The organism is Lentihominibacter sp. (assembly GCF_046951855.1).
GTDB lineage: Bacteria > Bacillota > Clostridia > Peptostreptococcales > Anaerovoracaceae > Lentihominibacter > Lentihominibacter hominis.
On sequence record NZ_JBKTXS010000006.1, the window covers coordinates 32,843 to 54,789 of the forward strand.

Consider the following 21,947-nt stretch of genomic DNA (forward strand, 5'->3'; position numbering starts at 1 on the left):
TATAGACAAAGAACTGCAGAAGCTTCTGAACCGTGTTGAAAAGCCTGCGAGGTATATAGGAGGAGAGGTAAACTCTGTAAGTAAGGCTCCTGATAGTGTATCTATAAGGTTTGGTTTTGCATTTCCCGATACTTATGAAATAGGGATGTCATATATGGGAATGCAGATATTATATAACATTCTGAATAAGAACGCAGATATTTACTGTGAAAGAATATTTGCTCCGGCAGAAGATATGGAAAATCTTATGAGGAAAAGTGGAAGAAAGCTTTTTACACTGGAAACGTTTACTCCTGTAAAAGATTTGGATATGTTGGGTTTTACGCTTCAGTATGAGCTTTCATACACTAATATATTAAATATTTTGGAGCTTAGCGGGATACCTGCAAGGCGTACTGAACGGGGCGAAGAGTATCCCATAATAATAGCGGGAGGGCCATGTGCGTATAACCCTGAGCCGCTGGCATATTTTATAGATGCATTTTTGATAGGTGATGGAGAGGAACTTCTTGAGCAAGTCTGTATCATGAAAAAAGACTGTTCTTCAAAAGAGGAATTTCTTAAAAAAATCTGTAAATTGGATGGCGTATATGTCCCGGCTTTTTATGAGCCGGAATATAATGAAGATGGGACTATAAAAAGAGTATCGAAATTGTATGATGATGCTCCTGACAGAGTAAAACGAGCACTTATACAAGATTTGGACAAAGCGGAATTTCCTGTAGAAAATATAGTACCGTTTATAGAGACTGTCCATGATCGCTCTGTGGTTGAAACTTTTAGAGGCTGTACAAGAGGATGCAGATTTTGCCAGGCTGGTATGATATATAGGCCAGTGAGAGAGAGAAAGAAAGATACTATAAAAAATCTTGCAGAAAAACAGCTGGCCAATACAGGCCACGACGAGCTGTCACTTTTGTCTCTTTCCACAAGTGATTATTCAAGATTTGAGGAGCTGGCCATGGAGCTTATGGAAATGTGTGCCGGACAGAATGTGTCTCTGTCTCTTCCGTCTCTCAGGCTGGATTCATTTTCTTTTAAAGTATTGCAGGAAATACAAGAGTACAGGAAATCCGGACTGACTTTTGCGCCTGAAGCGGGGAGCCAGCGTCTCAGAGATGTCATAAACAAAAATATTACTGAGGATAATATTTTCGGTGCTGTTGAAAAAGCTATAGAATTAGGATGGGAACATATAAAGCTGTATTTTATGGCAGGGCTTCCGGGCGAAACATATGAGGATCTTGATGGCATAAGAGAGATTGCTGAGAAAATAATGGAAATAAATTTTAGAATAAAAGGGAAAAAAGGAGGCAGGTTCAGAGTTACTATCAGTGTTTCTAACTTTGTGCCAAAACCTCATACTCCTTTTCAGTGGGCTGCTCAGGATACTCCTGATATGTTCATAGATAAACATAATTTTCTTACTAAAAGACTTCGCATAAAAGGAGTCACATTTAATTATCATGAAACCGGTACGAGCAATCTTGAAGCTGTATTTGCAAGGGGGGACAGAAGAGTGGGCGCAGTGTTGGAAGCTGCTCATAGGCTCGGATGTAAGTTTGACGGATGGACAGAACATTTTAAGCCTGAACTTTGGGACAAGGCTTTTGAGGAGACAGGTATAGACCCGGCATTTTACAGTTATCGTGAGAGAAATTATGATGAAATACTTCCGTGGGATATAATAGATTCTTTTATAACAAAAGAATTTCTGATAAGAGAAAATGAAAAGGCTAAAAATGCTCAGGTAACTCCTGATTGTAGACTGGGATGTGTCGGTTGCGGTATTAATCGAGTTGCCGAATGTTTTAAGGATGCTGAATTCAAGGAGGTGTCTGATGTTTAAATATGTCCTTACCTTTTCGAAGACAGGGATAATTTGTTATACATCTCATTTGGATATTATGAGGATGTTTAATAGAGTTATAAAAAGAGCAGGAATACGATTGTCTTATTCACAAGGGTTTAATCCACATCCTAAAATGGGATTTGCTCAGCCTTTATCCTTAGGTTACAGTGGGCTTAATGAATTGATGGAGCTTGAGACTGAAGAAGAATATGAACCTGAAGATATTAAGGACAAGCTGACCGAGCTGATGCCCAAAGGAATTGATATATTGAAGTGTGAAAAAAAGAACAGAGCAAGTAAAAAAACACTTGCTGCACAGACTGTTGCAGCTGCATATAAGATATATATACCTATTTCCGATACTATAGGCATTTCAGGGGAGGAAATAAAGAATTCTTATATGAGCCAGAATCATATAACAGCACTAAAACGTCAGAAAAAGAAAAAAGAGCCTGTGGAAATAGATATAAAACCGATGATAAGAGAGCTTGAGATAATTAATCAAGACCACGAACTTATAGTGGAAGCTGTTTTAGACTCTGGCAGCATTTCAAATCTGAGTCCGGAGCTTTTGATAAAGACATTACAGAAACACTTGAGTCTTGATATTGACAGAGGTGAGATAGAAATAACACGGGAAAAAATTTATTTCCAATAATTAACATATTATATTGACAATTACTTCCATAAAATGTAATATTGTGTAAAGAAAGGAGGTTTTTGTCATGAGGAAATTGATGGAGTATATCAAAAATAACCGAAAACTTATTGGGTTTATCGAAGATAACAAAGATATGCTGATAAAGGTTGCGGCAGTTGCAGCTGTAGTTGTCGTTGCCTTTTTTGTTTTTGCATCTAAGGCGGATAAGGAGGATCAGATAGTGGTAAAGGACAGCGTAACTGCGGCTGAGGCTGATGATTCTGCCGGTGAAAGTATCTTTGTAGATATAGGAGGTGAGGTGAATACTCCTATGGTTGCTGAGCTTAAAGCGGGGAGCAGAGTGGGTGATGTTATAGAAGCGGCGGGAGGGCTGACGGAAAAAGCGGATATAAGTGAGATAAATCGAGCGGCTTTTGTTGAAGACGGAGAAAAGATTTTTGTTCCTGCATTGATATCTACAGAAGAAAATGGCATTTCCGAGAGCAGAGAAACACCTGTATATTCGGATGGGAAGATAAACATTAATACAGCTGATTCCCAGGAACTTCAGGAGCTGAACGGAGTCGGGCCGGCTACTGCGGAAAAGATAATAGATTACAGAGAAGAAAACGGCCGATTTGCTTCTATAGATGATCTGAAAGATGTATCGGGGATAGGAGATAAGAGTTTTGAAAAAATAAAAGATAAGATCAAAGTGTGATTATGTTGTTATGAAAAAGGGGATATTGTAATGTTAGTTATTGCTGAATTAGCTGCGGGAATAGACAGTGTGATAAGCAGAGCTGTATTGACTTTTGTTTCGGTGCTGATATTTGTTGCGGTGATGTCTTTAATATTTGCACTGAAAAGAGATGAATAAAAACAGCACGGGGCAACCGTGCTGTTTTTTTACTGAATATTGAGCTACATTTCTTCAAAATATTTTTTTATGCATTCAAAGGTTTCTTGACTGATGTGATGTTCAACTTTGCATGCGTCTTCTCTTGCTGTGTTTTCGCTTACTCCTATTTTTATGAACAGTTTGCTCAGTAGTTGGTGACGTTCATATATACAGTCTGCGATTTCTTTACCGGATTCAGTAAGAAATATATGATTATCTTTATCTCTTGTAATGAATCCATTAGTCTCTAACTGCTTGAGAGCTATGCTCACACTTGGTTTTGAGAACCCCAGGTAATTGACAATATCAATAGCTCTTACGGTTCCTTTTTCGTTTTTTATAATAAGTATAGATTCAAGATAATTTTCTGCGGATTCTAATATTTTCACTTTTTCCTCCTATTTTATAGCGGTTTCAAGAGCGAGTTTCATCATATCGGTAAAGGATGTTTCTCTTTCTTTCGCTGTTGCTTTTTCACCTGTAACAAAATGATCGCTTATGGTCATTATAGCCAGAGCATTTACATTATTGTAAGCTGCATTCATATATAATGCAGCAGCTTCCATTTCAACTGCCATAATGCCCATTGAGGCCCATTTTTTCCACCAGTTTTCTTTTAATTCATAAAATACGTCACAGGATACGATATTACCGGCTTTGAAAGGAATTTTCAGATTTTCTGATGATTGGCTGAGTTTGGATAAAAGTTCAAAACTGGCGCACGGTGAATATGATCCCGGTACATCAAAAGCGTGAATATAATTTGAATCAGTAGATGCAGCCATACCTACAACTATGTCTTTTATTTTCACATTTTCATGAAAAGAGCCGGCAGTTCCTATTCTGATGAGATTCTCGACACGATATTCAGTTATAAGCTCCCATGAATATATTCCCATAGACGGCATTCCCATACCTGTCCCCTGTACTGAAACCGGAACGCCTTTATACGTTCCGGTATAGCCTAACATCCCTCGAATTTCATTATAGCATTTTGGATTATTAAGGAAATTCTCTGCTATGAATTTTGCTCTGAGAGGATCACCCGGCAGAAGTATTGACGGAGCAATATCGTTTTTACTTGCAGCGTTTATATGTGTGCTCATATGGATGTTCTCCTTTAATTATCGGTTTTGTTTATTAAAATTAGTATACCATATTTATCGATTTTATAAAACAAATATATTAGAAGACATTTCTTTGCTGACTTTTATTATGATGTCAGATCCCATAGGAAGGGTAATCTGAGGATAGACGTGTCCAGCTCTCAAATTGAGAATGGAGGGCTTTTTATAGGGTAATATGATTTCGTTGATTATAGTTTCGAGAGTCAATGAATCAGAGGACTCATTACAGTCTTTGAATGTTCCGAGTATTATGCCGTTACAGTTTTTAAATTTACCGGCAAGAGCCAGGGATGTAAGGGCCCTGTCCAGTCTGTACATCGGCTCGCAGACGTCTTCAATAAAGAGTATTTTGTTTTCTGTGTCTATTTCATAAGGAGTTCCCAAAGTTGCGGCCAAAACTGTAAGGTTGCCGCCTGTAAGAGGGCCGGTGGCTGTGCCCGGATAAATAGTTTTAAGTACTTCGCCTTTAGGATTATTTAGTTGTCTTGGTATATTTTGATGGAAAATACATTTCTTTAAAGATGATAACGTAAATCTGTCAAGCCTTGTGTAATCTTCAGCCGCCATAGGACCGTGAAAAGTTATAAATCCACACCGCTGGTTCAAGGCTGTGTGAAGAACTGTTATATCACTGTAGCCGACAAAAATCTTAGGATGTTTTTTTATAGTATCAAAATCTATCATGGGAAGAATCCTCATAGCGCCGTAACCGCCTCTCATGGAAAAAACCCCTTTAATTTCCTTCGAAGCAAAAGCCTCGTTAAAATCCTCTGCTCGCTGAACATCACTGCCCGAAAGATACCCGTGTCTCATTTTACAGCTGTCCATTATTACAGGTTTAAGATCAAGTAATTTTATGGAATCTGTTATCTTTTGAAGATCAGCGTCATTGACAGGAGAGGAAGGAGCGATTACAGCTACTTTATCTCCGGGACTTAAGGGCTCAGGGCTGAAAGTTCTCTGCATATATCTACCTCACTTTTCATATTGATAGTGTTTATAATAAAGGATATATGGAAGAGCTGGGAATATGAGCTGCTTTTTTGGCTTTAGGAGGAATATAAAAAAAGATGGGAGACACATTCCATCTTTTTCTTTAAATTGCTCATTTCTGTGCATTTAACTTATGCACTGGTGGGGACGGGTGAGACTTAGGCGTTAGCCTTATTGAATCTTTTTGTTAATCTTGATACTTTTCTCGAAGCAGCATTTTTATGAATGGTATGCTTAGCAGCAGCCTGCATGAGCTTTTTTTCTGCTAAAGCAAGTTTTTCTTTAGCTGTTTCCATATCTCCGGCTTCAATAGCTGCGTCAAATGCTTTTAAAACTGCTTTGAGATGTCCTTTGACACGTCTGTTTCTTGCCGTTTTTTTATCGATAACACGGATTCTTTTCTTTGCGGATTTAATATTTGCCATTTTAAATTACCCCACTTTCTTTATTAAATATAGCTAAAAATTCGCAATTAAAAGTATAAATGAATAAAACACAATTTGCAAGGGAAAAATCATAGAAAATGATAAAAGGAGCCTGCAAAATGAATTATAGGACTGATTTGGCCATAGAGAGAAAAGAAATGCTTGATGAAGACGGCAAAATGCCGAATCTTACAGAAGGTATTATTATGAAGAAGATTGATTATGGAGATGATATAACGGTTACCAGAATAGAAATAACAGATCCCATAGGCGAAGTCAAGATGGAAAAACCTATGGGTAACTATATAACTATAGAAGCAGAAGGAATACTGGAAGAAGCAGATGGCATAAAAGATAAAGTTGAAAAAGTTGTGGCTCAAGAATTGAAAGAATTAATAAAGTTTCATTATTATCTTAATGTCCTAGTAGCAGGCCTTGGAAATCCTATGGTTACTCCTGATGCTCTGGGACCTTCGACAGCTTCCAAGATAAAAGTTACTAATCATTTGTTTGAACTTTTTAGAGCCGATGGAGACGATGAAATGTCGCGAGTAAGCTGTATAGTGCCAGGTGTAACCGCAACGACAGGCATGGAGACTGCGGAAATAATAAAAAAAACCTCAGAACTTGTAAAACCTGAAGTTATAATAGTAATTGATTCTCTGGCTGCAAGAAATATTGAACGTGTAAGCACTACTATACAGATAACTGATACGGGAATTTCACCAGGTGCCGGAATGGGAAATAACAGAACCGGAATAAATGAGGAAACTATGGGAATAAAGGTTATAGCTATCGGTGTGCCTACTGTGATAGATGCTACGACCATAATAAGAGATGCACTTATAGAAAATATAGAAAGTATTGAAAAAGTAGAAAAATATATAGAAGAATATGATCGTCAAATGATAGTGACTTCAACAGATATAGATATGCTTATAAAAGATTTTTCCGATATAATAGCAAATGGTATAAATAAAACTCTGCATCCCGGCATATATTCGTAAAAGAAACTTTTGGAGGACAACTATGGAAAAGAAAAGTAAAGTACTTCTTATTGCCGCTGCTCTGATGTTTATATGTTCGACCTTATTCTTTCTTAAAGCCAACCCGGCTTCAGCCCTTTCATCTGCATGGATAGATGAGAAAGGTTTGGGAGAGATATGTATAGGTCAGGTGACTCGTATTACCGAGATCGCCTCTGATAATGAAACAGCTGAAACAGACGAAAACGGGGATAAAGAAAAGTCATCTGATAATAAGGTGAAAGAAGAAGCGGAGAAGAAAGAATCAAAAGAGGAAAACAAAGAGGAAAAAGTTACGGTTACAGGAGATCCTCAGGTTATAATATATCATACTCACAGTACAGAATCATATATGCCTTATGATGAGAGTAACTATCATAGAGAAGAAGAAGAGGGGACAGTAAGAGATGTAGGAAATGTACTTGAAAAAGAACTTAAGAAAAAAGGGATAAACGTTATACATGATAAGACACTTCATGATAGACCTTCATATAACGAATCTTACAATAGATCATTAGAGACTATTCAGACACTGACCAAAAAATATCCTACAGCCAAGTACGTTATAGATCTTCACAGGGATGCAGCGGCAGCCTCTGCGACAGAGGGAAAATACATAGAAATAGACGGAAAACGTGTAGCAAAATTCAGTATGGTGGTAGGAAAGCAAAATGATAACTATACTGAACTATATGCTTTCGCAAAGAAAATAAGTGAAAAATCCGAGAAGCTTTATAAAGGGTATGGAGGAGCTATTATAGAACAGAATTATAAATATAATGAATTCGTAAGTGACAGGGCTCTTCTTCTTGAAATAGGAAACAACAAGAATACTATAGAAGAAACGAGATTATGCGCCGTCTATTTCGCAGAAGTTTTAGCAGAGATTATAAAAGAGGAACAATAATGTGAGGAGAAACAAATGAAAAAAACAATCATAAAGATGATTATAGTGTCTATAGTGTTTTTCATCGGAACCGTCAGCATAATAAGTCTTGACAATATCTGCCTGGAAACGACAGGACAGGGAGGAAAATTAGTTTTGGATGTTGATAATTAAAGCTTTTTCCAGTAAAATACGAAGTATAGAATTTTAGTTTGAGAGGCAGAAATGAAAGATTATCAAAAATATATCAGAAACTTTAGCATAATAGCTCATATAGATCATGGCAAATCTACATTGGCAGACAGAATAATCGAGAAGACCGGACTGGTTTCAGAGAGAGAAATGAGAGAACAGTTCCTTGATAATATGGAGCTTGAACGAGAACGTGGGATTACTATTAAGCTTCAGACAACACGTCTCATATTCAATTCAAAAGATGGCAATGAATATGTGTTTAATCTTATAGATACTCCGGGACATGTGGATTTTACTTATGAAGTTTCAAGAAGCTTGGCAGCATGTGAAGGAGCGGTTCTTGTAGTTGACGCCACACAGGGTGTAGAAGCTCAGACTCTTGCAAACGTATATCTTGCAATGGATGAGGATCTGGAGATTATGCCGATCCTTAACAAGATAGACTTGCCTTCAGCAAGGCCTGATGAGATAAAACAGGAAATAGAAGATGTTATAGGCGTTGATGCGGAAAACGCTCCCCTTGTTTCGGCCAAAGAAGGAATAGGAATAGAAGAACTTCTTGAAAAGATAGTTACGGATATACCGGCTCCTCAAGGAGATGAACACGGAAAGCTGAAAGCGCTGATATTTGACTCATATTATGACAATTATAAAGGTGTAGTGATATATACAAGGGTCTTTGACGGTACTGTCAAAGAGGGTGATACTATACTTTTGATGAATGCCGGCAAAGAATATGAGGTTACGGAGGTGGGAGTGTATTCTCCGGGACCTGTGGAATGCAAGGCCCTCAAAGCCGGAGAGGTAGGATATATTTGTGCCAGTATAAAGCAGGTAGCAGATGCCAGAGTGGGAGATACTATAACACTGGCTGATGAGCCTACTGAACAGCCGCTTCCGGGATATAAAAAAGTGCAGCCTATGGTTTACTGTGGCATTTATCCTGCGGAAGGAGAAAAGTATGAAAACGTGAAAGACGCTCTTGAAAAGTTGCAGGTAAACGATGCGGCATTTCATTTTGAACCTGAAACATCAACGGCACTGGGATTTGGATTCAGATGCGGATTTCTGGGACTTCTTCATATGGAAATCATAGTGGAAAGGCTTGAGCGTGAATTTGATCTTGGAGTGGTGACAACATCTCCGAGTGTTATATATAAAGTAGTTATGACTGACGGCAGTGTGCAGATGGTGCAGAATCCGTCAAATCTTCCTGATCCCGCGCTGATAGATCATATAGAAGAGCCTATGGTAAAAGCTGACATTATGGTTCCGAAAGAATATGTGGGAAATATAATGGAGATATGTCAAGATCGCAGAGGAAAGCTTCTCCATATGGAGTATATCACTGAAAATAGAGTGAATCTTCACTATGATATGCCTTTGAATGAAGTCATATATGATTTTTTCGATGCGCTTAAGTCAAAGACAAGAGGCTATGGTTCTCTGGATTACGAATTCTCAAGATATGAGCCTTCGAAGGTAGTAAAACTTGATATATTGCTCAACAAAGATCTTGTGGATGCTTTCTCAATGATAGTGCATGAATCGAAAGCTTATTCAAGAGGCAGATTTGTTTGTTCCAAGCTTAAAGAAATCATTCCTATGCATCAGTTTGAGGTTCCGATTCAGGCATCGATAGGTCAGAAGGTCATTGCCAGAGAGACTGTGAGGGCATATAGGAAGGATGTTATAGCCAAGTGCTATGGCGGTGATATTTCAAGAAAGAAAAAGCTGTTGGAAAAGCAAAAGGAAGGAAAAAAGCGAATGCGGCAGTTCGGTACTGTAGAAGTACCGCAAGAAGCGTTTACTGCGGTACTCAAGTATGACGATAACAAATAAACTGGGGTTATATCTTCACATACCGTTTTGTACGAGGAAATGCAGATACTGTGATTTCCTCTCTTTTAGTTGTAATGACAATAAGATTTTTTCGGAATATGCTAATGCACTGATGCAGGAAATCAGGATAAAATCCGAAAACTGGCATTATCGTGAAGTGGACAGTGTGTATATAGGAGGGGGAACACCGTCGCTTCTATCAGAATGGGATATAGGAAAGATTGTAGATTGTCTTAAGGATAATTTTAATATTACAGAAGATGCAGAGATAACCATAGAAGCTAATCCGGCTACATTGAGTGATGAAAAAATGGAACGGTATCTCAGAAAGGGTATTAACAGACTCAGTATAGGGATACAGTCTTTTGACAATAATATGCTTGGCATTTTGGGACGAATACATAATAAAAATGATGCTTTCTACTCTCTTCAGAGAGCAAAGAAAGCAGGGTTTGAAAATATAAATCTTGATATAATGTTTGGTATACCCGGACAGACCATGAAGATGTGGAAAGACACTGTAAGGCAATGCATATTTTTGAGGCCTTCTCATATATCTCTTTACAGTTTGCAGATAGAAGAAGGAACTGAATTTTATAAAATGATATATGAAGATGGACAGTTGGAACCAATCCCGGAGGCAGCAGACCGGGAGATGTATCATGCGGCACTTAAAATGATGAAACATGCAGGATATGAACATTATGAGATATCCAACGGGGCTCTGCCCGGTTACAGGAGCCGGCATAATATAAAATACTGGTCTTATGAGGAATATATCGGAATGGGACTTGGAGCCAGTTCTTTTGTAGATGGCAGCAGGTTTAAAAATTGTGAAAAAATGTATGACTATATCAGTGCAATAAAGGAGAATACCGCACCTATAGATGCTGGCAGTGTCGAGAGCTATACGGAGCGGGAGGAGATGGGAATTTTTGTTTTCACAGGTCTCAGAAAGACTGATGGAATAAATCTCAGTGATTTCAGAAAGACCTTTAAAGAGGATTTTTTTTCTGTTTATGATAATACTATATTGAATAAATATAAAGGAATGCTTATTCTTGACGGAGACAGACTTTATCTTTCGGAAAGAGGCATGGATATTTCAAACAAGATAATGATGGAGTTTATTTGATGAAAAGAAAATACGTAATGGCATTAGATCAGGGAACCAGTAGCGCCAGATGTATATTATACGACAGGAGAGGAAGGCAGATCAGTGTAGCCCAGAAGGAGTTTAGACAGATATATCCCAAAGAAGGATGGGTAGAACATGATCCCATGGATATATGGTCTACTCAGATCGGGGTGGCTCAGGAAGCTATGCTGAAAATAAATGCTACATATAATGATATTGATTCCATAGGAATAACGAATCAGAGAGAAACCACTGTTGTTTGGAATAGGCATACGGGTGAACCGGTATATAACGCTATAGTGTGGCAGTGCAGAAGGACTGCGGATTTCTGTGGCGAGCTTAAGGAAAAGGGGTTGGAATCTCTTTTCCGGGAGAAGACAGGGCTTTTGATAGATCCCTATTTTTCGGCTACAAAGCTTAAATGGATATTGGAGAATGTAGAAGGAGCATATGAAAGCGCTGCAGCAGGAGATCTTCTTTTTGGCACTATAGAAACATGGCTGATATGGAAACTCACAGATGGAAAGGTGCATATTACTGATTATTCCAATGCGTCAAGGACCATGATGTTCAATATTAGAAACCTTCAATGGGACAGTGAGATATTGGATATCTTGGATATACCAAAATGTATGCTTCCCAAGCCGTGCCCCTCAAGTATGATCTTTGGCGAGAGTCATTCAAGAATATTCGGAGGACCGATAGTTATCTCAGGTGCGGCAGGAGATCAGCAGGCAGCTTTATTTGGACAAACATGCTTTTCTGAAGGTGAAGCTAAAAACACTTACGGGACAGGTGGTTTTATGTTGGTTAATACAGGTCAGAAGCTTGTGGAGTCAAAACATGGACTGCTTACCACAATAGCGTGGGGATTGGGAGAAGACGTGTATTATGCTCTTGAGGGTTCTGTCTTCGTTTCAGGAGCAACGATACAATGGCTTCGGGATGAGTTACGACTTCTTGATGATGCGGCGCAGTCAGAGAAAATGGCAAGAGCTGTTCCTGATACAGCCGGAGCTTATATAGTCCCCGCATTCGCAGGACTTGGAGCGCCTTATTGGGATCCTTATGCCAGAGGAGCCATTATGGGTCTTACGCGGGGAGTAAATAAAAATCATATAGTGAGAGCTGCTCTTGAATCTATGGCATATCAGACTTATGATTTGATGAATTCAATGGCAGAGGATATAGGAGATGCTATAAGAACATTTAAAGTTGACGGTGGTGCATGTGCAAATGACTTTCTTCTTGAATTTCAGTCAGATATAATTGGTATGTCCTTATGCAGACCGAAATGTATAGAAACCACATCTCTTGGAGCAGCGTATCTTGCAGGTCTTGCTACAGGTTATTGGGAGAATACTGATGATATTATCTCCAATTGGCAGATAGACCGTGCATTTGAACCTGGTATGGATGAAGAAAGGAGAAAAGAGCTCATAGAAGGATGGCACAAAGCTGTAAAGCGTACATTGGAATGGGCGGAATAATAGTTTTATGAATTTACAGGATTTTTTTGACTCTACAGGAGGTCAGGCGACAGTAGTAGTGGTAATTCTGCTTCTGTTTGCAGCTATAATGTATTCTGGAAAAGGAAAAGCCACAGATATGAAGGCACTTGCAGTTTCTGCAGTATTTGTAGCTCTTTCTATTATACTCAATCAAATTGTTATTTTCAGAATGCCACAGGGCGGAAGTATAACGGCGTTTTCCATGGTGCCGATAGTGTTGTGCGCTTATTTTTTCGGTGTCAGAAGAGGGCTCCTGGCTGGAATGTGTGTAGGACTAATATCACTTATATTCAATCCCTATGTAATACATCCTGTACAGTTACTTCTTGATTATCCGTTGGCATTTGGTTCTCTTGCATTCGGAGGTATTTTTACACAAAAGAAAAATGGCCTTGTTAAAGGCTACATTTTTGGTGTTTTCTGCAGATATATCTGCGCGGTGCTTTCAGGAGTGATTTTCTTTGGAGAATATGCACCGGAAGGGTTTAATGCCATAACGTGGTCTGTTTGGTATAATTTTACATATTTGGCGGTGGAGGGGGTAGTATCTGTAATACTGCTGAGCATTCCTCAGGTAAAAAATATGTTTCAGAGACTCAAGGCTACATTTTAGATATAACGATAAGCAGTATACCGTCTTTTATAGAAATGACGGTATTTTTTTGCTTAAATTCATTGCTTACACCAAGAGGAAAGTTTCTTGTAAGAGTATGATTCTGAAGCGGGTATTTTGCTCCGCTTATTGATACACCTACAGATTCTTCCGAAAGAGAGAAAACAGAAAGGTAACTATTTTTTTCTCTGGGAATTACAAAGTTGCTGAGTTTTTTTGAGTCCAGTATGAAACATTTATTCATCCCATCAAGCATAATAAGCTTTTCAAAAAAATCATTGTAGTGATAAATCAGTTGCAGATTTGCAACAGTATGATCTAAGCGGCCGCCAATTCCTCCAAAAATTTCCAATTCTGAAAACCCTGATTCAACAGCTGTTCTCATTGCCAGATCAAGATCTGTATAATCTTTTTCAGGCTGAAAGCTTTTAATTTCAATGTTTTCAGGCAATTCACATTTTATTGAATCAAAATCACCAAGAAGAATATCCGGTGAAATATTCTGTGATAATGCGATATCATATCCTCCGTCGGTACATATTACGTAATCTTCCGGGTGAAGATATTCTTTTATATTTATTTCATTTTCTATATATGAAGTGATAATAACAGCTCTGCTCATTTTCAAAAATTACCTCCTGTTTTTATGATTATTGATAATTATAACCTCTTGAAAAACCTTAAAGCAAGATATATAATAACGTTGTACAGAAAATAATGAGGTGAAGCTATGGAAGAGCAAATCAAGAAAGTATTAAAAGATAAGGTTGATCCTGTACTTGCTGCCCATTACGGAGGGGCTGTTCTCACCAAATATGAAGATGGTGTGGCAGTGGTGAGACTTACCGGGTCATGTGCTTCCTGCCCATCGGCTCAGTCAACGATTGAGGATGTGGTCAAGAGCATATTGATGGAGAATATAGATGGGATCAAAGATGTGGTCTTGGATACTTCTGTAAGCGAAGATCTTCTCGATATGGCAAGAAAGATATTGAGAAAGGAAAACAATTAGTTATTTCTGTTACATTAAAACTTGTTTATAATTTCTTATTTCGCAATCAAGCGTTATAAGAAATAAATATAATAAAGGAGTGATTTTAATATGTTAATGACAGGAGCACAGTATATTGAAAGCTTGAGAAAAATGAAGACGAGAGTCTACATGTTTGGAGAAGAGGTTAAAGATTGGGTAGATCATCCTATTATTAGACCTTCAATCAACTGCGTAGCAATTACTTATGATCTTGCTCATGATCCTGAGTATGCTGACCTCATGACTGCGAAGTCAAATCTTACTGGTGAAACAGTAAACAGATTTTCACACCTTCACCAGAGTACTGAAGACTTAAAGAAAAAAGTAAAAATGCAGAGACTTTGCGGACAGAAGACAGCTTCATGCTTCCAGAGATGCGTAGGTATGGATGCTTTTAATGCTGTATTCTCCACGACATATGAAACTGATAAGAAGTATGGTACTAACTATCATGAAAACTTCAAGAACTTTCTTAAGATGGTTCAGGAGAAAGACTATGTAGTTGACGGTGCCATGACTGACCCTAAGGGTGACAGAGGACTCGCTCCAAGCGCTCAGAGAGATCCTGATCTGTTTATGCATATCGTTGAAAGAAGAGAAGACGGTATCGTAGTAAGAGGAGCTAAGGCTCACCAGACAGGTACTATTAACTCACACTGGCATATAGTTATGCCTACACAGGCAATGAAAGAAGCTGACAAGGATTACGCAGTATCGTTCGCATGTCCTTCAGATGCTGAAGGTATGTACATGATCTACGGAAGACAGTCATGCGATACAAGAAAATTAGAGGAAGGTGCTGATGTTGATCTTGGTAATAAGCAGTTTGGCGGTCAGGAAGCATTAGTAGTATTTGATAATGTATTTATTCCTAATGAATACATATTCTTAGCAGGAGAATATGACTTTGCAGGAATGATGGTAGAAAGATTCGCAGGATATCACAGACAGTCATATGGCGGATGTAAAGTAGGTGTTGGTGACGTTCTTATCGGCGCTGCTGCTTTAGCTGCTGAATATAACGGTGCACAGAAAGCTTCTCATATTAAGGATAAGCTCATTGAGATGATTCATCTGAATGAAACACTGTACTGCTGCGGAATTGCATGCTCATCCGAAGGTCATCCTACACTGGCAGGAAACTATGAAATCGACTTGCTTCTCGCTAACGTTTGTAAGCAGAATGTAACGAGATTCCCTTACGATATTACAAGATTAGCTGAAGATATCGCAGGCGGACTTATGGTTACAATGCCGTCGGAAAAAGACTTCAAGTCTGATTTAAAGGTAGGCAGAAATGGTGAAACTATTGGAGATATCTGCAATAAGTACTTTGCGGCTGCACCTTCATGCACTACAGAGGAAAGAATGAGAATATTGAGATTTATTGAAAATATCTGTTTAGGCTCATCCGCTGTAGGATACAGAACAGAATCACTGCATGGAGCAGGTTCACCTCAGGCTCAGAGAATTATGATCTCAAGACAGGGAAACCTCGAAGGAAAGAAAGAATTAGCTAAGGCTATCGTAGGAATTAAATAGTTAAGTCTCGCATTTAACAGTTAATAAGTACTAAAAAATTTGAGGCCGCTTTGTAGCCCAGAGCGGTCTCTTTTTAAAATTTATTAAGACTTTAAGGCCATAGATATGAGGACAAATATGAAATGCGGAGTTAGATTTTGCGGGGGATGCAACCCCCGATTTGATCGAGGCAAAGCATTAAGAGAAATAGAACGTGATGTGAATAATATGGATTTTACTCATGCTGTTGAAGGTGAAACATATGATAGACTGTTGGTGATCGGAGGATGTGCCAACTGTTGTGCTTCATATGATCATTTTGACGTAAAGGGTAAGATATATAAGCTTTGGGATTACAGTCAAATAGACGATTTAAAAAAAGAGCTTAACAAAGATTAAGCGCGAAAATGGAGGAGTGATAACGTATGGATTGGAAAAAAACTTATGAAAGCAAAAAAATGAGTGCCGATGAAGCCGTGAAGCTGATAAAGTCAGGCGATACTGTAGTTCTGGCGCATGCTGTTGCAGAACCTGTTGCTCTTGTTGATGCTATGGTTGCCAATAAGAACTTATACAAGGATATAACGGTATCTCACATGGTAACGCTGGGAAAAGGTGAATATGCCAAAAAAGAAAACAGCGATACGTTCAGATATGAAGGATGGTTTACATCTCCTTCTGTAAGAGGCTCCATTTCAGAAGGACATGGTGATTTCGTACCTGTATTCTTCCATGAGATTCCAAGCCTTATCAGAAATGATAGATTACACGTTGACGTAGCTATGGTTACGGTAACTCCGCCAGATGAACATGGATACTGTAATGTAGGTGTATCATCAGACTATACTATGCAGGCTGTGAAATCGGCAAGAGTAGTTCTTGTTGAAGTAAACGATCAAGTTCCTACAGTATTCGGCAATACTTACATACATGTAAATGAAATAGATGCTTTTGTTGAATATAACAGGCCGCTTCCTGAGAGCAAACCTGCAGTTATTGGTCCTGTAGAAGAGGCAATAGGTAAAAATTGTGCTTCATTGATAAACGATGGAGATACACTGCAGCTTGGTATTGGAGCTATACCTGATGCAGTGCTGGCTCAATTGGGAGAAAAGAAGCATCTCGGTATTCATTCTGAAATGATCGCTGACGGTGTTGTGGACCTCTTCGAAAAAGGAGCCATTGATTGCAGCCAGAAGGGAATAGACGAAGGAAAGATGGTAGTAACATTTCTTATGGGTACAAAGAAGCTGTATGATTGGTGTGATAAAAACCCTATGGTAGAACTAAGGGAAGTAGATTATGTAAATCACCCTATGACAGTATGCAACCTAAAGAATCTTGTCTGCATTAATGCATGTGTGCAGATAGATTTCATGGGTCAGATCGTATCGGAATGTATTGGAACTAAGCAGATTTCAGGTGTAGGCGGCCAGGTTGATTTTATCCGAGGAGCTTCAATGGCTAAAGATGGAAATGCGAGGGCTATCATCGCAATGCCTTCGGTAACTGTCAAGAAAGATGGTTCAATGATATCAAAGGTAGTTCCTTTTATCGATCATGGCGCAGCGGTAACAACTTCGAGATGTGACGCAGATTATGTTGTAACTGAATATGGTATTGCTAAATTAAAGGGAGCTAACTTGAAAGACAGAGCGAGACAGCTCATCAACATAGCTCATCCTGATTTCAGAGAAGAACTGAAAGTTCAGTTCAAAGAGAGATTCAATGCAGAATTTTAATTCATAAAAAATGAATCGGTAAATTATTGCTAAGTTTAAGAAAAGAGGTAAAATTATGCAAGCATTAAGAGTAGTTCCTGCAATTTATTACTTTGACACATTTAAAGAGTTCAATGATGAATTCAAACTGGGCAAGGGAGATATCCTTGTAACTAACCAGTGGATGTATGATCCGTATGTAAAACCGCTCGGTATTGATATGCCTGTAGTATATCAGGAAAAATATGGTGCAGGTGAACCTACAGATGAGATGATGGATGCCATGAAGGCTGAAATGGATAAATATGAGTATGACAGGATTATTGCTTTTGGCGGCGGTACTATTGTAGACTGCTGTAAAGTTCTGGCATGTGAGATTCCTGACAAGGTGGCTGATCTTTATACAGGAAAGGTAGCACCTAAGAGAGTAAAGGAGCTTATTGTTGTTCCTACCACTTGTGGAACAGGTTCAGAAGTGACTAATGTAGCTGTAGCTTCAATACCTTCCTTAAATCTTAAGAAGGGTATCGCTGATGAACAGACTTATGCTGACACTGCTGTTCTCATCCCTGAATCACTCCAGGGACTTCCTGATAAGGTGTTTGCCACTTCATCGGTAGATGCTCTGATTCATGCTGTAGAATCGTTCCTTTCACCTAAGGCTTCTCCTTTCACAGAAATGTACTCTGTAAAAGCTATTGACATGATAATGAATGGATATAAGGAAATCATAGCTGCAGGAGGAAATACTGCTGAGAACAGAAAAGCTCATCTTAAAGATTTCTGTCTGGCTGCCAATTATGCCGGAATTGCGTTTGGCAATGCAGGCTGCGGCGCGGTTCATGCTCTGTCATATGCTCATGGGGGCGCTTTCCATATTGCTCACGGTGAAGCTAACTTCATCTGTTTTACAGAAGTATTCAAGATGTATATGAAAAAACAGCCTAAGGGCAAAATTGAGCTTGCCAATAAGCTCTTTGCTGATGTATTAGGATGTGATCCCGCAGATGTATATCCTGCTTTGGATGAGTTTTTAGGAAAAATTCTTGAAAAGAAACCGCTTAGCGAATACGGTATGACAAAAGATCAGGTTGCTGAATTTGCTAAATCAACTGTTGATAATCAGCAGAGACTGTTGGCAAATAATTATGTGCCTCTTACGGAAGCAGAGATTGCTGAGATATTTGAAAATCTGTATTAATATCAGAACAGGTTCTGTATAAATAAAAACCTATATCGGCAAGCGGAAAACTCCGCTTGCCGTTTTCATGCGATTTATGGTATTATTAGTTGGATTATTAAATTGGATTTTTTAAAGGAGAGGTTATAATATGCAACAGAATATGATCGGACCGAATATAATAATAACAGAGCCGAGCAGCAATCTCAGAGCTTTGGGGCGCAATGCTCTTGCAGGCAAATGGAAACTGGCAATATTGGCTGTAATAGTCTACACATTGTGTATAGACGTTCCTCCTGTTATTTTAAATTCATTATTCGGCATTAATATAGGAGATATGTATTACAACTATGGATATGATGGGATGTATTATCAATATAGCTATGTTTATGACAGTATGCCTACATATTCATCATTGAGCGGTATATACCTCATATTGGTTACCGGAGCATTTACATTGGGAATAACATTGTTTTTTCTTGCTTTGTTCAGAAGACAGATTGTTGGCATAGGTGATATTTTTCTTGGTTTTGAGCGTTTTGGCAAAGCCTTGGGACTGATGCTTTTTCAGTCATTGTTTATATTTTTATGGTCTCTTCTTTTGATTGTTCCGGGAGTGATTGCATCAATAAGATACAGCCAGGCTTTCTTTATTTTGGCTGATGATCCGAATAAAGGTATAAGGGAATGTATGGATGAAAGCAAGAGGATGATGGCCGGCAACAAATGGAAATATTTCTGTCTGGATATATCCTTCATAGGCTGGTTTTGTCTAGCTATTATACCTGCCAGTATATTGTCGGCTATAGCTTCGGTTTTATATTTTTCTGCATTTGTAACAGTTCTTATATCCATATTGGGATCTTTGTTTCTTGTTCCTGTGATAGCATATCGCTATGCTACTATGGCTGGATTTTATGAAATTCTTGCTGGGCATCTTATTAAAGAAACAGAACCTGCACCTATAGAGCCGGAAGCAATTCCTGTTGAAAGTATGGCACAAACGGCGGATAATATCTCAGCTGATGAAGAAGTGCATGACAATAAGGATGATGGATACGACGTGACTGAGGAAACGGTTTTCGAAGCTTCTAATGATACATCGCAGGGAAAAAGTGATTTAAAAACGGTTGATGTGGCTACGGTTTTTGCTGAAGTTGACAAAGAGGGAAGTATTGATAGTGAAAAAAGCAATTCTTCTTCAGATAAAAAGGACGGGGATGATGATTCTTTACCGAAGCAGGTAGATTGATGCAGTGTAATTAAAATAGTTTAAAAAGCTCTCTTAGCGGAGACAATGAATGTCTCTTGGGCAAGAGAGCTTTTTATATGTTTAACGAGCTATTTATCTTCGAAAATATCTTTTAGCCATGAATCTGACATTATTTTAGCGTGGACATTATCATTGTCCCAATGAGTAGCCTCTGTGTCTCTGCTTTCAGACTTTTCAGTGTGTAATGGTTTTTTTGTGTCGTTTTCATCTGAATCTGACAATATGTGATCTTCTGGATGAAGAGTGTCTGTTTCTGAAATAGTGTTTTCGGGGGATGAAGGCTCAGGAGTATCAGATTTCTGAAATAAATTAGAGCTATGTATTTCATCAGGAGTTGTTTCAATCTCTTTCATTTCATTAGGAATTGATTCTGTAGAAGCAATAAAATAGGGATTGTTTTCAGGATGAAGATCCTCGTCTGTTTCATTTGTAATGATCATATTATCGGGCTGAATTTTACAGGAAGTTTTTCTTAGTGAAAATATGAGGAATCCTCCAATAAATATGAGAACAGCGAAACCTATATATGTATAAGAGGAGGATATAACGTACTGAGTCGCATTATCCAACGCAATAGAGGATATTTCCTTATAGGTGCGGACATAATCGATAGAATAATCTATCATATATATACCATAACCTAAAAAAAACGCAGAAATGACAAATAGAATGATGGATATAACCAGATTTGATTTTTTATATTTGTGTTTCATTATCAGTTCCTCTTTTCATAAGTTAGATAGTATGCACATAATCGACCGTTGTGTTAACAATTGTGATGTCATGAAGCATATTATGATAAGTAACGAAAAGGAGGTCAATTATGGAAGGCAAAATAAGAAATCTGTATCCGGGAGGAAATACTCCTGATGGATTCTATTCCTATTATAACTATATTTTACCACAAAGAAAAGCAGAAAAAATTTTTTGCTTAAAAGGTGGTCCCGGAACAGGAAAATCGACACTTATGAGAAAAGTTGGGCAGCATTTTATTGATAAGGGAGAAGATGTAGATTTTTTATGGTGCTCGTCAGATCCCGGTTCTCTTGACGGAATATTAGTAAAAAAGAGAAATGCTGCGATATTGGATGGTACATCTCCTCATATTGTGGATCCCAAGAATCCGGGAGCAGTAGATGAAATAATAAATCTTGGAGAATTCTGGAATGAAGAACTTATAAGAAAAAACAGAAGCCGAGTAATAAGCTGCAATGAGAAGACTGCAAAACTTTTTGGATATGTTTACGGATATCTCAAATGCGCGCAGCAGCAATATGAATTCCTGTCACACGTACTTGACGAATCTATTTCATATGAGAAGATGAGAGAGTATAAAAGTCAGGTATGCCTTAAGTTAGATGGCATTTCGGTACTTAGAAGATCTGAGAGTAAAATAAAACGCGATAGTGTTCTGGGAAAAGATATCTATACAGGAGAAAAAAGAAAATTTTTTGCAGGAGCAATAACTCCTGGGGGCATTAAGAATAATATAATTTCAATAATAGATAATATAGAAAGAATAATAATTATAGATGTTCCGATAGGGTTCAGATCTGAAAAGCTTCTTTCTCAAGTTTCTGAACGTTTTACAGATGCAGGATTTGATATAGAAGAGTATTATTGCCCTATGTTTCCGGAAGACAAACTTGAGCATGTAGTGTGTCCGGATGCTGATACGGCAGTAGTATGCAGTAACGAATATCATGTGATAGATACTGAAAATGTAAGCGGCAAAGTTATAAGAATAAAAGTAGAAGACGATTTGGACAGTGCTGAAAGCGAACTTCTGAAAAAAATATATGAGGATATTAAAGAATCAAGCAGAGACTGTATTTTGAAAGCCATAGAGATATTAAAAGAAGCAAAGGCAAATCATGATATCCTTGAAGACTATTATGTTCCTAATATGGATTTTGATGCTATGGACGACCTTAGGGAATATATTATAGAAAAAATAGAAGAAAAATAGAGGATCATAAAAGAGTCACATAAAGTGATTAAAATCTTTGTGTGACTCTTTTTAAATAATGATTTATTGTCAAAAGTGAATAAAGGAGGAAAAAAAGACCAT

General features: G+C 38.1%; 24 protein-coding genes. 18 read left to right on the forward strand and 6 right to left on the reverse strand.

All coding sequences use genetic code 11. The features are described from left to right. The first annotated feature begins 1 nt into the window (after window position 1). From ACLR96_RS02770 to ACLR96_RS02785, 4 genes are all read left to right on the forward strand, one after another. Window positions 2–1,849: a TIGR03960 family B12-binding radical SAM protein gene (locus ACLR96_RS02770; protein WP_412265128.1), complete on the forward strand. Its 1,848-nt coding sequence runs from the start codon at window positions 2–4 to the stop codon at window positions 1,847–1,849. After that, window positions 1,842–2,510, forward strand: a complete 669-nt coding sequence (locus ACLR96_RS02775; protein ID WP_177269048.1) for a TIGR03936 family radical SAM-associated protein — start codon at window positions 1,842–1,844, stop codon at window positions 2,508–2,510. The genes ACLR96_RS02770 and ACLR96_RS02775 overlap by 8 nt, the downstream gene beginning before the upstream one ends. A 67-nt stretch (window positions 2,511–2,577) precedes the next feature. Next, a complete protein-coding gene (locus ACLR96_RS02780; RefSeq protein ID WP_177269046.1) occupies window positions 2,578–3,213 on the forward strand; it encodes a helix-hairpin-helix domain-containing protein in 636 nt (211 codons plus the stop codon). 30 nt (window positions 3,214–3,243) lie between these two features. Beyond that, a complete protein-coding gene (locus tag ACLR96_RS02785; RefSeq protein ID WP_412265111.1) occupies window positions 3,244–3,372 on the forward strand; it encodes a hypothetical protein in 129 nt (42 codons plus the stop codon). A gap of 44 nt (window positions 3,373–3,416) precedes the next feature. On the opposite strand, the gene ACLR96_RS02790 is transcribed toward ACLR96_RS02785, so the two are convergent. The 4 genes from ACLR96_RS02790 to rpsT form a co-directional block, all read right to left on the reverse strand. Beyond that, a complete protein-coding gene (locus ACLR96_RS02790) occupies window positions 3,417–3,782 on the reverse strand; it encodes an iron dependent repressor, metal binding and dimerization domain protein (RefSeq protein ID WP_177269044.1) in 366 nt (121 codons plus the stop codon). Between the two features lie 9 nt (window positions 3,783–3,791). After that, on the reverse strand, window positions 3,792–4,499 hold the full coding sequence (gene deoD, locus ACLR96_RS02795; RefSeq protein WP_177269042.1) for a purine-nucleoside phosphorylase: 708 nt from the start codon (window positions 4,497–4,499) through the stop codon (window positions 3,792–3,794). A 63-nt stretch (window positions 4,500–4,562) separates the two neighbouring features. After that, complete coding sequence (locus tag ACLR96_RS02800; protein ID WP_177269040.1) at window positions 4,563–5,486, reverse strand: S66 peptidase family protein; 924 nt, start codon at window positions 5,484–5,486, stop codon at window positions 4,563–4,565. 185 nt (window positions 5,487–5,671) lie between these two features. Further along, entirely contained in the window at window positions 5,672–5,938 is a 267-nt protein-coding gene (rpsT, locus tag ACLR96_RS02805; protein ID WP_177269038.1) for a 30S ribosomal protein S20, read from the reverse strand. 119 nt (window positions 5,939–6,057) lie between these two features. On the opposite strand from rpsT, the gene gpr reads away from it, so the two are divergent. The 7 genes from gpr to thiT are packed head-to-tail and all read left to right on the forward strand — an operon-like array spanning window position 6,058 to window position 13,148. Continuing rightward, entirely contained in the window at window positions 6,058–6,945 is an 888-nt protein-coding gene (gpr, locus tag ACLR96_RS02810) for a GPR endopeptidase (RefSeq protein WP_177269036.1), read from the forward strand. Window positions 6,946–6,967: 22 nt separating this feature from the next. Then, window positions 6,968–7,870: a stage II sporulation protein P gene (gene spoIIP / locus ACLR96_RS02815; protein ID WP_177269034.1), complete on the forward strand. Its 903-nt coding sequence runs from the start codon at window positions 6,968–6,970 to the stop codon at window positions 7,868–7,870. 15 nt (window positions 7,871–7,885) lie between these two features. Continuing rightward, window positions 7,886–8,023 carry a hypothetical protein gene (locus tag ACLR96_RS02820; protein WP_177269032.1) on the forward strand — a complete coding sequence of 46 codons (138 nt, stop codon included), beginning with the start codon at window positions 7,886–7,888 and terminating at the stop codon, window positions 8,021–8,023. Window positions 8,024–8,074: 51 nt separating this feature from the next. Then, window positions 8,075–9,886 carry a translation elongation factor 4 gene (gene lepA, locus ACLR96_RS02825; RefSeq protein ID WP_177269030.1) on the forward strand — a complete coding sequence of 604 codons (1,812 nt, stop codon included), beginning with the start codon at window positions 8,075–8,077 and terminating at the stop codon, window positions 9,884–9,886. Further along, entirely contained in the window at window positions 9,870–11,021 is a 1,152-nt protein-coding gene (gene hemW / locus ACLR96_RS02830) for a radical SAM family heme chaperone HemW (protein WP_177269028.1), read from the forward strand. Before lepA ends, hemW begins: the two co-directional genes overlap by 17 nt. Then, a complete protein-coding gene (gene glpK, locus ACLR96_RS02835; RefSeq protein ID WP_177269026.1) occupies window positions 11,021–12,514 on the forward strand; it encodes a glycerol kinase GlpK in 1,494 nt (497 codons plus the stop codon). Before hemW ends, glpK begins: the two co-directional genes overlap by 1 nt. A 7-nt stretch (window positions 12,515–12,521) precedes the next feature. Next, window positions 12,522–13,148, forward strand: coding sequence for an energy-coupled thiamine transporter ThiT (thiT, locus tag ACLR96_RS02840; RefSeq protein ID WP_177269024.1), 627 nt, complete (start codon window positions 12,522–12,524; stop codon window positions 13,146–13,148). Here thiT and ACLR96_RS02845 read toward each other — a convergent pair. Then, a complete protein-coding gene (locus ACLR96_RS02845) occupies window positions 13,138–13,770 on the reverse strand; it encodes a thiamine diphosphokinase (RefSeq protein WP_412265129.1) in 633 nt (210 codons plus the stop codon). The genes thiT and ACLR96_RS02845 overlap by 11 nt on opposite strands. Window positions 13,771–13,878: 108 nt before the next feature. On the opposite strand from ACLR96_RS02845, the gene ACLR96_RS02850 reads away from it, so the two are divergent. The 6 genes from ACLR96_RS02850 to ACLR96_RS02875 all read left to right on the forward strand — a co-directional run bounded on the left by ACLR96_RS02850 (window position 13,879) and on the right by ACLR96_RS02875 (window position 19,855). After that, window positions 13,879–14,160, forward strand: a complete 282-nt coding sequence (locus ACLR96_RS02850; RefSeq protein ID WP_177269020.1) for a NifU family protein — start codon at window positions 13,879–13,881, stop codon at window positions 14,158–14,160. A gap of 90 nt (window positions 14,161–14,250) precedes the next feature. Next, entirely contained in the window at window positions 14,251–15,723 is a 1,473-nt protein-coding gene (locus tag ACLR96_RS02855; RefSeq protein ID WP_177269018.1) for a 4-hydroxyphenylacetate 3-hydroxylase family protein, read from the forward strand. Window positions 15,724–15,840: 117 nt separating this feature from the next. Beyond that, window positions 15,841–16,101 carry a hypothetical protein gene (locus ACLR96_RS02860; protein WP_177269016.1) on the forward strand — a complete coding sequence of 87 codons (261 nt, stop codon included), beginning with the start codon at window positions 15,841–15,843 and terminating at the stop codon, window positions 16,099–16,101. A gap of 26 nt (window positions 16,102–16,127) precedes the next feature. Continuing rightward, window positions 16,128–17,444 carry an acetyl-CoA hydrolase/transferase family protein gene (locus ACLR96_RS02865; RefSeq protein WP_177269014.1) on the forward strand — a complete coding sequence of 439 codons (1,317 nt, stop codon included), beginning with the start codon at window positions 16,128–16,130 and terminating at the stop codon, window positions 17,442–17,444. Window positions 17,445–17,499: 55 nt separating this feature from the next. Next, window positions 17,500–18,624, forward strand: coding sequence for an iron-containing alcohol dehydrogenase (locus ACLR96_RS02870; protein ID WP_177269012.1), 1,125 nt, complete (start codon window positions 17,500–17,502; stop codon window positions 18,622–18,624). A 130-nt stretch (window positions 18,625–18,754) separates the two neighbouring features. Beyond that, window positions 18,755–19,855 (forward strand): DUF975 family protein, encoded by a 1,101-nt coding sequence (locus ACLR96_RS02875; protein ID WP_412265112.1) that lies wholly within the window; start codon window positions 18,755–18,757, stop codon window positions 19,853–19,855. A gap of 89 nt (window positions 19,856–19,944) precedes the next feature. Here the strand turns inward: ACLR96_RS02875 and ACLR96_RS02880 are convergent, their stop codons facing one another. Next, entirely contained in the window at window positions 19,945–20,589 is a 645-nt protein-coding gene (locus ACLR96_RS02880; protein WP_412265113.1) for a hypothetical protein, read from the reverse strand. A 110-nt stretch (window positions 20,590–20,699) separates the two neighbouring features. Here ACLR96_RS02880 and ACLR96_RS02885 point away from each other — a divergent pair, with 110 nt between their 5' ends. Continuing rightward, window positions 20,700–21,845, forward strand: a complete 1,146-nt coding sequence (locus ACLR96_RS02885; protein WP_187525591.1) for a hypothetical protein — start codon at window positions 20,700–20,702, stop codon at window positions 21,843–21,845. The last annotated feature ends 102 nt before the right edge of the window (window positions 21,846–21,947 follow it).